This is a genomic window from Paenibacillus athensensis, assembly GCF_004514475.2.
GTDB lineage: Bacteria > Bacillota > Bacilli > Paenibacillales > NBRC-103111 > Paenibacillus_AL > Paenibacillus_AL athensensis.
In genome coordinates, this window is the sequence record NZ_MYFO02000009.1 from 78,409 (window position 1) to 91,374 (window position 12,966).

The following is a 12,966-nucleotide window of genomic DNA, read 5'->3' on the forward strand; positions in this document are numbered from 1 at the left end:
GTCAAAATCGGAAGGAGAGGTACGCTGTGGAAGCTGCGGGATTGAGCAACAAACGGCAGGCGCGGAGCGGACAGTGGCTCGCTTTGCTGTCCTTGGTCGGCATCGTGACGCTTTATGCGGTTTCTACCCAGGCGTCGGATTCTATTTTTCAGAGCGCAAGAATGCAAATTTTTAAAACCATGCTCATCAGCATCGTGCTGGAGGCTCTGCCTTTCATTTTGCTCGGGGTCGTCATTTCGGCGCTGCTGCAGGTGTTCGTATCCGACCGGACAATCCGGCGCTTGATCCCGACGCATCCGCTGCTAGGGATGCTGGTGGCGTGCGTGATCGGCATTATTTTCCCGATCTGCGAATGCGGGATGGTGCCGGTGATCCGCAAGCTGATCAAAAAGGGAATGCCGCTCTACGTGGCGGTCGTGTTTATTCTCGTCGGGCCGATTCTGAATCCGATCGTATTTTTGTCAACGTATATGGCGTTTCGCGGCAGGCCGGAAGTGACGTTTGGCCGTATGGGGCTGGCCGTTGCGGCAGCGCTGGCGGTCGGCTGGCTGGTGTATCGCGTTGTCCGCGGCGGCCAGCTGAAGGAGGACGGCGAAGAGACGCTGCGCCAAGCGGCCTCCGGCGGCAGCAAGCCGGCTCATCGCAAGGTGCGCGTTGCCAGGAGCGCCGCTGTGCAGGTGCGTCCGGCGGAGCGTGCAGTCGTGCGGCCGGTCGGCCGTCAGGATAGCCGGTGGATGGAATTCGTGCAGCATGCGACCGGGGAATTTTTTGAAATGGGCAAATATTTGATGCTCGGTTCGATCATTGCCGCGGGCGTGCAGACGCTGATCGCCAGAGAAAGTCTCGTTGCGCTCGGACACGGTCCGTTGGGCTCGAATTTGCTGATGATGGCGCTTGCGTATTTGCTGTCGCTGTGCTCGACCTCCGATGCGTTTGTTGCGGCTTCGTTTACGGGGACTTTTCACGCTGGCTCGCTTGTCGCTTTCCTCGTCTTTGGTCCGATGCTCAACCTCAAAGGCACCTTGATGCTGCTGGCTGTTTTCAAAAAGAAATTCGTCCTGCTGCTGAGCGGAGGCGTCGTGGCGACGGTGCTGACCGGTTCCTTGCTCCTCGGAGCGCTGTTATCCCGGTAACGGGCCGCCGATTTTGAATAAAGGAGAACTGCCGCGTGAAAAAAATCCGCTCTTCCACCCTGCATTACGGCTTCAGAACGCTGGTTTTGCTCGGGTTTGCCGTGTATATCGTTTATTTGTTCAAAACAGACAGTCTTGTGTATTACATCGCGCCGCGGATGATGATTTATGCGAAAATCGCGGCAGTCGGCTTGTACATCATTGCCGTGCTGCAAGCTTACGTGGCTTTGCGTTCGCTGCGGGAGCCGGTAAGCGCCGGCTGTTCTTGCGGGCATGACGCCCACGATCATGATCACGATCACGCGCACGGACACGATCACGAGGGCCACAGCCATGCGCCGACAGGTTCATTTGGCAAGCATGCCGCCGCTTACGCCGTATTTGTGATTCCGCTGCTGCTCGGCTTTTTGCTGCCCACTACTGCGATGTCCAGCGCTCTGGTTGCTCAAAAGGGCATCAATCTGGGCGGCCCGCCCGCAGCCGTAAACGACGCGGGGGGAACGTCCTCCGCCGGCGATTGGGCGGGCGACGAGGACCCACAGTTAAAGGAAAGATTCAAAACCGACAAATACAACCGCGATTTCGCGAAGCTGGGCATAAAGCTGTATAAACAGGACACATTGGAATTAAAGGACGAGCTGTTTATGGAGAAGCTCCAGGCTTTGAACATGTTCCCCGATAACTTTGCCGGCAAACCGATCAAGATGTTGGGTTTTGTGTACCGGGATACGGGGATGTCCGACACGCAGTTCATTGTCGGCCGCTTTGCCGTAACGTGCTGTACCGCGGATGCCTCGACTTACGGGGTCGTGGTGCAGTCGTCGAACGCCAACCGCTTTGCCGACGATACATGGGTGACGGTCAGCGGGACGATCGGGGAAATGACCTACAAAGGCAAAAAGGTGATCACCATTCAGGCAGCGAGCATCGAAAAAACGAAGCCGCCGGAAAATCCATACGTATACCCGGTCTACGACTTTGGCTCGCGCCTGTAAGCCTGCCGGGACGCTGAAGGAAGAAGGAGGACTGTCATGCTTCTGCGCATAGGCAGCATCATCATCGTTGCGTTGTTTTTCGCCTACTATTACCGGCAAACCAGACTGCTTCGCGGCCATATGTCCGCTATGCGGGCGCTGATCGGCGCTGTAGCCGTCGGAGCGCTGACAGGTTTGGTCACGGGTACTGCGCTTGGTACGATGGCGGAGCTGCGCCCTGCGTTGGCCGGGCTGCTTGCGGTATTGTCGGCCGGACTGGCGGGCTGGGTATCCGGCCGCCGGACGGAAGGGGCGTCCGTGGCCGTTTTCGGAGCCGGCGGCGGGATATTGGGGGCTGTAATCGGCCTGCTGTTCGCCAGACTGGCTTGGTCGGCCAATACGAAGCTCCTCGCTGTGGACGTGCTGTTAATTGTCGTTATGATGCTGCTTCAGCAGGCTCCCCGCGCCGGCTCCGGACGTACGGAGGCGTCCGGGCGGGCGCAGGGAGGTCGGGTGACGCTTTACGGCAGCGGTATGATGGCCGCAGGCCTGGTGCTCATAGCTGTTCTGCTGACGGCCGGATCGGGGCAAGCGGACTCCGCCCAGCCGGGGGCTACGCCGGCCGGACAGGTGGAGGTCGATGAAGAGAACGGCTTGCAGACAGCCGTTATTGAGGCCGGGGCCAAGGGCTTTCAGCCGGCAAGGCTTGAGCTGAGAGCGGGCATCATGGCCAAGCTCGATTTCAGGCTGCTGCCGGGAGGGGCGTGCAGCGGTCTTTTGACGGCTCCCGATCTGGAGATCAGCATGGAGACGCAGGAAGGCGACAATTATGTGCTGATCAAGGATTTGCGGCCGGGTATCTATACGTATGCTTGCGGGAACGCGGCCTATACCGGCGAGATTGCGGTAAAGTAATCGCAGGAAGTACGCACAAGGGCGTCTTTGGCACGGCAGCCGGAGACGCCTTTGTTGTGAAATTGTGTAAATGTTAAATGATCATAATTTCAAATAAATGGAATGTTTCTTTGTGATACTGGGACGAAAAGGACCAATTTTGCTGGTTTTCCTGAAATTTCAATGAATATAACGCGAAAATTATTTAAAACAATGTAAAATTTATTATTTACATTTGTTCAATCGTGACATATAATCAACTCATGGAACAAATGTTCAAACAATGTTTATCTAAATTTCAATTTTGTTAGGGAGGGAACGCGAGGAATGTAAGCGCTATTTTATATAATCGCGTCAAGACGTTACCAAGCAGCCTAGTAGACCAACTATATTGAGAGGGGTTTTATCGAAATGAAGATTTTTAACAAACGTTTTATGGTATCTGCCGCAGCCATGATGGTGCTGACGCTCACGCTTTCCGCTTGCGGTCAGAAGCCGGCCGAAACGACGGCTCCGGCTGAAACGTCCAAGGCGGCGGCGACGGATGCCGGCGGCAGCAAGCTGAATATCGGCATGGTGACCGATATCGGCGGCGTGAACGACAACTCGTTTAACCAAAGCGCTTGGGAAGGCTTGCAAGCGTTCTCAAAGCAAAGCGGCGCTAAAGTCGAATATCTGCAAAGCCAAAGCGACGCCGACTACGTATCCAACCTGAACCAGTTCGTCAAGGGCGGACGCAGCCTGACTTGGGGCATCGGCTTCATGATGGGTGACGCGATCAAGCAAGTAGCCGACCAGAACAAGGACGCCAAGCTGGCGATTATCGATTCGGAAGTTGACGCTCCCAACGTGGCATCCGTTACGTTCAAAGAAAACGAAGGCTCTTACCTCGTTGGCGCAGTGGCCGGCCTGATGACGAAAACGAACAAAATCGGTTTTGTCGGCGGTGCGGAAATTCCAGTCATCAAGCGCTTTGAGGTCGGCTTCGTAGCCGGTGTGAAAGCAGTTAATCCGGATGCGAAGGTCATCATCAACTACACCGGCGCATTCAACGCTCCGGACCAAGGCAAGGCCGCTGCCGCTACGATCTACAACGACGGCGCCGACATCATTTTCCATGCAGCAGGCTCCACGGGCGACGGCGTGTTTAACGAAGCAAAAGAGCGCAAGAAAACAAACAAAGATATTTGGGTTATCGGCGTAGACAAAGACCAATCGGTGACATTCGGCAACGACATCACCTTGACATCGATGATGAAACGCGTAGACGAAGCTGTGATCCGGGTTTCCGACGAACTGAACAAAAACGAGTTCAAAGGCGGTACGGTTGCGCTCGGTCTGGCTGAGCACGGTGTAGGCTTGCCTGCGAAAAACCCGAACATTCCCGATGACGTGCTGAAAAAAGTACAAGAATTCGAGACGAAAATCGCCAAGGGCGAAATTGTTGTTCCTTCCGATAAATAAACCTATATATCTTGGATACAAGGCTAGTTTTCTTTCCCGGGACTAGTCTTGTATTTTGCCAAAAATCAAGTAAAAGCAAGGAAGAGCGGGTGATGTCAAGATGCGGGAAACACAAACTGTCGTTGAAATGCGAGGAATTACGAAGCGATTTCCCGGAATCGTCGCCAATGATTCGATCAGCTTTCAAGTGAAAAAGGGCGAGATCCACGCGCTGCTCGGTGAGAACGGCGCAGGCAAATCGACGCTGATGAATATTCTCTTCGGCTTGTACGAGCCGGACGAAGGCCAGATTCTCATCAATGAGCAGCCGGTGAACATTTCCGACCCGAAGGCGGCCATTGAGCTGGGCATCGGCATGATCCATCAGCATTTCATGCTGATCGAGCCTTACAGCGTCGTGCAAAATATCATTCTCGGCAACGAGCCGAAGAAGGGCGTGACGATCGATTATGGTCAGGCTGTGCGCCGCGTGCGGGAGCTGTCGGCCAAGTACGGACTGCAGGTCGAGCCGAACCAGCTGATCAAGGATATCTCGGTCGGGATGCAACAGCGGGTGGAAATTCTGAAAACGCTGTATCGGGGTGCGGACATTTTGATTTTCGACGAGCCCACCGCCGTGCTGACTCCGCAGGAAATTCAGGAGTTGATGAAAATCATGCGCAGTCTGGTCGAGGAAGGCAAGACGATTATCCTGATTACGCACAAGCTGAAGGAAATTATGGCCGTATGCGACGGGGTGACGATCATTCGCCGGGGCAAGGTTATCGACAGCGTGCGGGTCAAGGAGACGACGCCGGATGAGCTGGCTGCCAAGATGGTCGGCCGGCAAATTAGCTTCTCGGTGGACAAGGAGGAGGCGACGCCCGGCAGGACGATTCTGAAGCTGTCGAATGTGGAAGCGCTGGACAGCCGGGGCATTCCCGCGCTACAGAAGCTGTCCTTCGAGCTGAAGGCGGGAGAAATTCTCGGCATCGCCGGCGTGGAGGGCAACGGCCAGCGTGAGCTGATCGAGGCGATCACCGGACTGCGGCGCATCGACCGCGGCGAGATCGTGCTGAACGGCAAGCCGATCCAGAATGCCCGGCCGCGCCAGATCAAGGAAGCCCGGGTCGGCTATATTCCGGAGGATCGGCAGAAGCGCGGCCTGGTGCTTGATTTTACGGTAAGCGAAAATACGGTGCTAAAGGATTATTATCAGCCTGAATTTTGCAAAAATGAATTTCTGAACTACGAGGCGATCGGCAAGCATGCGATTCGTCTGATCGAGGAATACGACGTCCGCACGCCAAGCGAAACGACGCCTGCCCGAGCCCTGTCCGGGGGCAATCAGCAGAAAATCATCATCGCTCGCGAAGTCGACGGCGACCCGGATCTGCTGATCGCGACGCAGCCTACGCGCGGACTGGACGTCGGCGCCATCGAGTTTATTCATAAGAAGCTCGTGGAGCAGCGCGACAAAGGCAAGGCCGTCCTGCTCTATTCGCTGGAGCTGGAGGAAATTATGAATCTGTCCGACCGGATTGCGGTCATGTATGAAGGGCGAATCGTCGGTATTGTCGATCCGCGCACGACGACCGAGCAGGAGATCGGCCTGATGATGTCGGGCAGCGGGAAAACGGCGCAGGGAGAGGAGAGCGCATGAGACATTTCGTCAAAGGGTTGTTTCGGGAATCTTCGTTAATTTCACTGATTTCCATCTTTTTGGGATTGTTTCTCGGGGCCTTGATCATGCTGACGGGTCAATATAATCCGTTTCATGCTTATGCGTCGTTGTTCAATAAATCGTTCGGCGATTTGTACAGCATCGGGGAATCGATCCGGCAGCTGACGCCGCTGATTTTTACCGGATTGTCCGTCGCTTTTGCGTTTCGGACAGGCTTGTTTAATATCGGGGCGGAGGGCCAGTTCATTATGGGCGCGCTGGCGGCGGATTTTGTCGGCATTCAGCTGCATCTGCCCTGGTATCTACACATTCCGCTGGCGGTTGTTGCGGGCGGTTTGCTGGGCGGTCTGTGGGGCTCAATCGCCGGATATTTGAAGGCAGTGCGCGGCGTGCACGAGGTCATCACGACGATCATGCTCAACTGGATCGCACTCCACATTTCGAACTATTTCGTCAAGGCTTATCTTCTGGAACCCGGGCAGATGCGTTCGAAGTTCATCGACAAAAGCGTATGGCTGTCGTCGCCGGGCTTGTCCGCGTTGTTCGGCAATTCCCGCATTCATTACGGCATCGTCATCGCCTTGATTTTGGCGGTACTGTTCTACGTTATTTTGTGGAAAACGAAAACGGGCTACGAGCTGCGCGCCGTCGGCTTCAGTCCCGAAGCCTCGGAGTACGCCGGCATCAACGTGAACGCCAACATCGTCAAAGCCATGTTCGTCAGCGGCATTTTTGCCGGCGTCGGCGGCGCCTGCGAGGTGCTGGGCGTGTTCCATTATCAGGCGATCAATACGTCGTTTCCCGGCTACGGCATGATGGGCATTGCCGTCGCTCTGATCGGCCGCAACACGCCGGTGGGCACGATTTTGAGCGCGATCCTGCTCGGCGTGTTGACCTACGGCGCATCCGGTATGAAGTTCGGGGCCGGCGTACCGGAGGAGCTGATCAATATCATCATTGCGCTGATCATTTTCTTCGTGGCGGCCAGCGGTATCGTGAAGCTGCTGCTCAAGCAGTTTGCAAAAAGGAATAAGGACGTGATATAGCCGTGCAAATTTTGCAATTACTGAGCGAACTGACCCATACGACGATTGTTTTCGCCACCGCGCTGGTGTTCGCTTCATTGGGCGGGCTGTTCTCGGAGCGGGCCGGCGTTGTGAACATCGCGCTGGAGGGCTTGATGACTGTCGGCGCGTTTACGGCGGCGATCGTCACCTATTTTGCCGAAACGCAGCTGCATCTCGGCGCGCTCTCGCCGTGGATCGGGTTTCTGGCGGCAATCGTCGCCGGCACGCTGTTCTCGCTGCCGCATGCAGTGGCCTCCGTGAACTTCAAGGCCGACCAGGTCGTCAGCGGCGTGGCGTTGAACTTTTTGGCCATCGGGCTTTCCATTTATTTGTGCAAGGAGCTGCTGCACGGCTCGGCGCAAACTCCGACGCTGCAGCATGTACTCAGCAAGTGGGACATTCCGCTGCTGTCGAAGATCCCGTACCTCGGGCACGCTGTATTCAGTGCGTATCCGACCAGCTATCTGGCTTTCCTGCTCGTTGCGCTATCGGCTTTCGTGCTGTATAAGACATCGTTCGGCTTGCGTCTGCGGGCGGTGGGCGAGCATCCGAAGGCGGCCGATTCTCTGGCGATTAACGTATTCAAGATGCGGTATATCGCGGTGATGGCGAGCGGCGCTTTGGCGGCGATGGGAGGCGCGACGATCGCGCTGACGACGACGAGCAACTTCTCGCACAGTACGATTTCCGGACAAGGCTACATCGCGCTGGCTGCGCTGATTTTCGGCAAGTGGCGACCTGTGGCGGGCATGTTCGCCGCTTTGTTCTTCGGCATCGCTTCCGCGCTGAAATCGGTATTTCAGCTTTACGGTATCACGAACTACATTCCGGTCGATTTTATTTATATTTTCCCTTACGCGCTGACGATTCTCATTCTCGCCGGCTTCGTGGGCAAAGCCGTCGCGCCGGCCGCGGCCGGCAAGCCGTATGAAAAGGGACAAAGGTAGGTGGCGCGAAATGCGCGAGCAACTGATCGAAGCGGCCCGCAAAGCGAGGCTAAAGGCATACACGCCGTATTCCGGCTTTCAGGTCGGAGCGGCTGTGCTTACCAAGCAGGGCAAGGTCATTACCGGCTGCAACATCGAGAACGCTTCATACGGGCTGTGCAATTGCGCGGAGCGTACGGCGCTGTTTAAGGCTTATTCGGAAGGCGACGTCGAGGTGGAGGCGATTGCTGTCGTAGCCGATTCGGAGGGGCCTGTCTCGCCGTGCGGCGCTTGCAGGCAAGTCATGCTGGAGCTGTGCCCGGGGGAAACGCCGGTGCTGCTGACCAATCTGCACGGCGATACGATGGAGACGACAGTGGACGGCTTGCTGCCGTTCGGTTTCAAATGGAACGATACTAAATTGGAGAATAACGGGTGATGGAAATGAAAGAAGTTATATTCGCATTGCTGGGCGGCGTGATTGTCGGAGCGTTGTTCAAGTTTGTCAAAATGCCGCTGCCTGCGCCGCCGGTGCTGTCCGGCGTGATGGGCGTGGCAGGGGTTTATTTGGGCGGCAAGGTTGTGGAGTGGCTGGGCAAAGCCTTTGTATGAATTGGATTGCCTTTTTTCGCTAACGCTCGTATAATGAAGATGAAATTATGTAAAACGTTGATGAACATAATTTCAATTAAAACAAATACGGGTGAGTCCATATGGCCGGAGACAAAATCGAGAAAATTATTGAAGCGGTTCGCATGTATTATCAGTTGGATTACAGCCAGCAGGATATCGCCAAGAAGCTGGGGGTATCGCGTCCTACGGTATCGCGGTTCTTGCAGCAAGCGAAAGCTGAAGGAATCGTGCAGATCAAGATCATGGACCCTACCGCCAACAACGAGCTTATCGCTCAAGAGTTGCGCGAGAGATTTGGGCTGAAGCATGCCGTCGTCACGGGAGTTCCCCGATATGACGAGAGGATTGTTAAAAAGTATTTGGGTGAGGCTGCGGCAGAATATTTACATGAAGCGGTGAATGACGGCGACACGGTCGCTACATCATGGGGGACGACGCTTTTCGAGGTTGCCACCAATCTGCAAAACAAGCACGTGAAGGATGTGCGCGTCGTTCAATTAAACGGCGGCGTCAGCTATTCGGAGACCAATACGTATGCGTCGGAAATTGTCCACCTCTTTGGTCACGCCTACAATACGATGCCGTATTTTCTCCCGTTGCCCGCCATCGTCGATCATGCCGTGGTCAAACAAGCGATTGAAGCCGACAGACATATCCGCAAAATCCTCGATATGGGCAAGAACGCCAACTTGGCCGTATTCACTGTTGGCGTGCCGACGGATGATTCCGTGCTGATCAAAACGAACTATTTTTCCAAAAGTGATCTGGACATTATTCATACCAAGGGGGTCGGCGACATTTGCTCCCGGTTCATCGACCTGGAAGGCAACATTTGCAGCGATGAGATCAACCGCCGCACGATCGGCATTGAGTTGTCCGACCTGCGCGCTAAGGAGCAGTCGATTCTGGTGGCCGGGGGCTTCAAGAAGGTTGACGCCATTTACGGCACACTGCGCGGCAAATACGCCAACGTGCTGATTACCGACCAATTCACCGCCAAGCATTTGCTGGACTACCCTTCTTGAAGGAGGTGAAACCATGAATGAAGAGGAGCTGGCCCTGCTGATCGAACGGACGGTGCGCGATACGCTGGAGCGCAAGCCGACGGATGAAATTCCGATCGGGGTTTCCAACCGCCACGTTCATTTGTCGCCGGAAGCGGTGGAGCGGCTGTTCGGCTCGAAGGACGCTCTGACCAAGCTGAAGGATTTGTCGCAGCCCGGTCAGTTTGCCTGTAACGAAACCGTCACACTGATCGGTCCCAAGGGGCGCATCGAACGGGTGCGCATCCTTGGGCCGGCGCGCGGCGACACACAGGTGGAAATCTCGCTGTTCGACGGATTTACGTTGGGCATCGCTCCGCCGATCCGCGATTCCGGCGATATCGCCGGAACGCCGGGTCTGGTGCTGCAGGGACCCCGCGGTCAATTGACCATTGGACAAGGCGTCATCTGCGCGGCCCGGCATATCCATATGCACCCGGCGGATGCCGAGGCGTTCGGTGTGCGGAACGGCCAGCGCGTGAGCGTTAGGGTCGGCGGTCCGCGCGCGCTGACGATGGATAACGTGCTGATCCGCGTATCCGAGAAGTATCGGCTGGAGATGCACATTGATCTGGACGAAGCGAATGCGGGCCGCATTCGCACCGGGCAAATCGGCGTGCTGCTCCAGTCGTAGGAGAAGGAGGCGAACTATGAATCTGGAAGAACGCGTGACCGCCATTGTTCGCCAAGCCGTGCAGGAATACCTGAGGCGTCTGGAGCGGCCGCAGGCCCGCCGTGAAAGCAAGCGCGTGCTCGTGCTGCACACGGACGGGCAGAACGCCGGCAGCGTCGACGGCTTCATTCGCGGCCTCGGCGGCGTATGCCAGGCGACGCTGGCGTATTGCGGCGTTCCGCCCGCAGCCGATGCCGCCGCGTTCGGCGCTTGCCCGGCCGTGTCGCTCGCGGGCGGCGATCGCGCCGCCTGGAGCGCCGCCGCAGCCGACGCCGATATCGTCGTCGCGCCGACGCTGCGGCTCGGCCAGCTGGCCAAGCTTGCCGGCCTGCAGGACGACGATCCTGTTTCCGGCACGCTGATAGAGGCGCTGCTGCGCGGCAAGGACGTCGTCGCGGCGAGCAGCTTCGTCCTGCCGCCGGGCGCGCAGAAGCTGGCCGTGCCGGCCGTCGTTCGTGACGCCGTGGAGGGGCACTTTCGCCAGATCGCGTCGTACGGCGTGCACATCGCGCCCTTCGCCAAGCTGGCGCAGCGGGTCCGGGCGCTTTGCAGCGCCGAGCGCAGCCTGGCGAGGCCTCTGGTCCACGCCCGGCACGTGCGCGATTGGGCGGACGAAGGGGAAACCCGCGTGACGCTGCCGCCGCGCAGCATGGTCACTCCGCTGGCCAGGGACGAAGCGAAGCTGCTTGGCATCGAATGGACGCGGGACGCAACGCCGAACGGCAAGGAGGACAAGCTATGAATATTTGCCGTGTGATCGGTACGGTCGTATCGACGACCAAGGACGAGAAGCTGATCGGCAAAAAGCTGCTGATCGTCGAGCCCGTCCATATGGCGACGCAGGCGCCGGACGGCAAGCCGCTTGTCGCGATCGATACCGTGCACGCCGGCGAAGGGGAAATCGTCATGGTCGTCAGCGGAAGCTCGGCCAGACAGACGAAGATCACCCAAGGCGTGCCGGTGGACGCCACCATCATCGCCATTGTCGATACGATTGAGTTGAATGGAGAAACCACCTTCAGCAAACATGAAACGAGGTGAGTCATTTGAGCATTTCAGAAGCGGATATCCGCCAGATCGTGGCCCAGGTCATCGGCAAGCTTGGAGGTCAAGGGCTTGAGCCGTCCGCCCCCGCCGCCGGTCCGGGCATCGCTATGGAGCACGGTGTGTTCGCGACCGTGGATGAAGCCGTGGAAGCGGCCGTCGTCGCCTTCGGCGAATTCAGCCATATGCCGGGCGCCCGGCGGGAAGCGATCATCGGCCGGATGCGAGAAACGGCGTTGGCCCATGCCGAGGAGCTGGCCGAGCTGGCCGTCAAGGAAACCGGATTGGGCCGCGTGGCCGACAAGATCGCCAAGAACAAGCTGGCTGCCGTGAAAACCCCCGGGCTGGAGGATCTGGCGTCGAGCTCCTACACCGGTGACGACGGCATGACGCTGCTCGAATATACGCCGTTCGGCGTCATCGGCTCGATTACGCCGACGACGAATCCGGCGGCCACGATTATCAACAACGGCATCTCCATGATTGCCGCGGGCAACGCGGTCGTGTTCAACCCGCATCCGAGCGCCAAAGCCGTTTCGATTCGCGCCATGCAGCTGCTCAATCAGGCGATTGTCGCCGAGGGCGGTCCGCGCAATCTGCTGACCAGCGTCGCCGAGCCTACGCTTGAAACGAGCGAAGCGCTGATGAAGCATCCGCGCATCAATGCGCTGGTCGTCACCGGCGGAGGGGCCGTTGTGAAGGCCGCTTTGACCTCGGGCAAAAAGGTCATTGCCGCCGGTCCCGGCAACCCCCCGGTTGTCGTGGACGAAACTGCGGATCTCGCACAGGCCGGCCGAGACATCGTGCTGGGCGCCAGCTTTGACAACAACGTGCTGTGCACGGCCGAAAAGGAAGTGTTCGTCGTCGAATCCGTCGCCAGCTCCCTTAAAGCCGAGATGATCAAGAACGGCGCGTACGAGGTCAAAGGCACCCAACTGGCCAAGCTGCTTGAACTGATTTTGGTCAAGATGGACGATAAAGATAAATATATGCCAAATAAACGGTATGTAGGAAAAAGCGCCGACCTCATACTGAAAGAAATCGGCGTAAATACAAATGAATCTACCAAACTTATTATAGCAGAAACAGCGGATAATCATCCACTTGTATATACGGAAATGCTGATGCCGGTACTGCCGATCGTTCGGGTGCCGAACGTGGACGCGGCGATTCAAAGCGCAATTAAAGCGGAAAAAGGCAACCGCCATACGGCGATTATGCATTCGCAAAACATTCGCAACCTGACCAAGATGGCCAAAGCGCTGCAAGCGACGATTTTCGTTAAAAATGGACCGTCCTACGCCGGACTCGGCTTCGGCGGAGAAGGCTACACGACGTTGACGATCGCCGGTCCGACAGGCGAGGGCTTGACCTCGGCCCGCACCTTTACCCGGAAGCGCCGCTGCGTGCTCGTAGACGGCTTCCGCATCGTGTAGCGGCATAGAGGAGTGT

The 12,966-nt window shown here is 57.1% G+C and carries 14 protein-coding genes; all 14 read left to right on the top strand.

Annotated features, from left to right (window positions below; all coding sequences use genetic code 11):
• The first annotated feature begins 26 nt into the window (after positions 1-26).
• The 14 genes from B5M42_RS16690 (at position 27) to B5M42_RS16755 (ending at position 12,950) form a co-directional block, all read left to right on the top strand.
• Complete coding sequence (locus tag B5M42_RS16690; RefSeq protein WP_134754065.1) at positions 27-1,133, top strand: permease; 1,107 nt, start codon at positions 27-29, stop codon at positions 1,131-1,133.
• A 35-nt stretch (positions 1,134-1,168) separates the two neighbouring features.
• Positions 1,169-2,128: a TIGR03943 family putative permease subunit gene (locus B5M42_RS16695; RefSeq protein WP_167690006.1), complete on the top strand. Its 960-nt coding sequence runs from the start codon at positions 1,169-1,171 to the stop codon at positions 2,126-2,128.
• Between the two features lie 36 nt (positions 2,129-2,164).
• On the top strand, positions 2,165-3,022 hold the full coding sequence (locus B5M42_RS16700) for a cupredoxin domain-containing protein (protein ID WP_134754069.1): 858 nt from the start codon (positions 2,165-2,167) through the stop codon (positions 3,020-3,022).
• Between the two features lie 390 nt (positions 3,023-3,412).
• Positions 3,413-4,465, top strand: coding sequence for a BMP family ABC transporter substrate-binding protein (locus B5M42_RS16705; RefSeq protein WP_134754071.1), 1,053 nt, complete (start codon positions 3,413-3,415; stop codon positions 4,463-4,465).
• Positions 4,466-4,565: 100 nt separating this feature from the next.
• Positions 4,566-6,107 (top strand): ABC transporter ATP-binding protein, encoded by a 1,542-nt coding sequence (locus B5M42_RS16710; RefSeq protein ID WP_134754073.1) that lies wholly within the window; start codon positions 4,566-4,568, stop codon positions 6,105-6,107.
• The gene (locus B5M42_RS16715) at positions 6,104-7,174 is read left to right on the top strand and encodes an ABC transporter permease (RefSeq protein ID WP_134754075.1); all 1,071 of its coding nucleotides are present in this window, start codon (positions 6,104-6,106) and stop codon (positions 7,172-7,174) included. The genes B5M42_RS16710 and B5M42_RS16715 overlap by 4 nt, the downstream gene beginning before the upstream one ends.
• A 2-nt stretch (positions 7,175-7,176) precedes the next feature.
• Entirely contained in the window at positions 7,177-8,142 is a 966-nt protein-coding gene (locus tag B5M42_RS16720) for an ABC transporter permease (protein ID WP_134754077.1), read from the top strand.
• A gap of 10 nt (positions 8,143-8,152) precedes the next feature.
• Positions 8,153-8,560 carry a cytidine deaminase gene (locus B5M42_RS16725; RefSeq protein ID WP_134754078.1) on the top strand — a complete coding sequence of 136 codons (408 nt, stop codon included), beginning with the start codon at positions 8,153-8,155 and terminating at the stop codon, positions 8,558-8,560.
• Complete coding sequence (locus B5M42_RS16730; RefSeq protein WP_407946129.1) at positions 8,560-8,733, top strand: XapX domain-containing protein; 174 nt, start codon at positions 8,560-8,562, stop codon at positions 8,731-8,733. The genes B5M42_RS16725 and B5M42_RS16730 overlap by 1 nt, the downstream gene beginning before the upstream one ends.
• Before the next feature lie 101 nt (positions 8,734-8,834).
• The gene (locus B5M42_RS16735) at positions 8,835-9,779 is read left to right on the top strand and encodes a sugar-binding transcriptional regulator (RefSeq protein ID WP_134754080.1); all 945 of its coding nucleotides are present in this window, start codon (positions 8,835-8,837) and stop codon (positions 9,777-9,779) included.
• 13 nt (positions 9,780-9,792) lie between these two features.
• Positions 9,793-10,431: a phosphate propanoyltransferase gene (gene pduL / locus B5M42_RS16740; protein WP_134754082.1), complete on the top strand. Its 639-nt coding sequence runs from the start codon at positions 9,793-9,795 to the stop codon at positions 10,429-10,431.
• A 16-nt stretch (positions 10,432-10,447) separates the two neighbouring features.
• Positions 10,448-11,212: a hypothetical protein gene (locus B5M42_RS16745; RefSeq protein WP_134754084.1), complete on the top strand. Its 765-nt coding sequence runs from the start codon at positions 10,448-10,450 to the stop codon at positions 11,210-11,212.
• Positions 11,209-11,511 (top strand): EutN/CcmL family microcompartment protein, encoded by a 303-nt coding sequence (locus B5M42_RS16750; RefSeq protein WP_134754086.1) that lies wholly within the window; start codon positions 11,209-11,211, stop codon positions 11,509-11,511. Before B5M42_RS16745 ends, B5M42_RS16750 begins: the two co-directional genes overlap by 4 nt.
• Positions 11,508-12,950 carry an aldehyde dehydrogenase family protein gene (locus tag B5M42_RS16755; protein WP_230632957.1) on the top strand — a complete coding sequence of 481 codons (1,443 nt, stop codon included), beginning with the start codon at positions 11,508-11,510 and terminating at the stop codon, positions 12,948-12,950. Before B5M42_RS16750 ends, B5M42_RS16755 begins: the two co-directional genes overlap by 4 nt.
• Positions 12,951-12,966 lie beyond the last annotated feature (16 nt).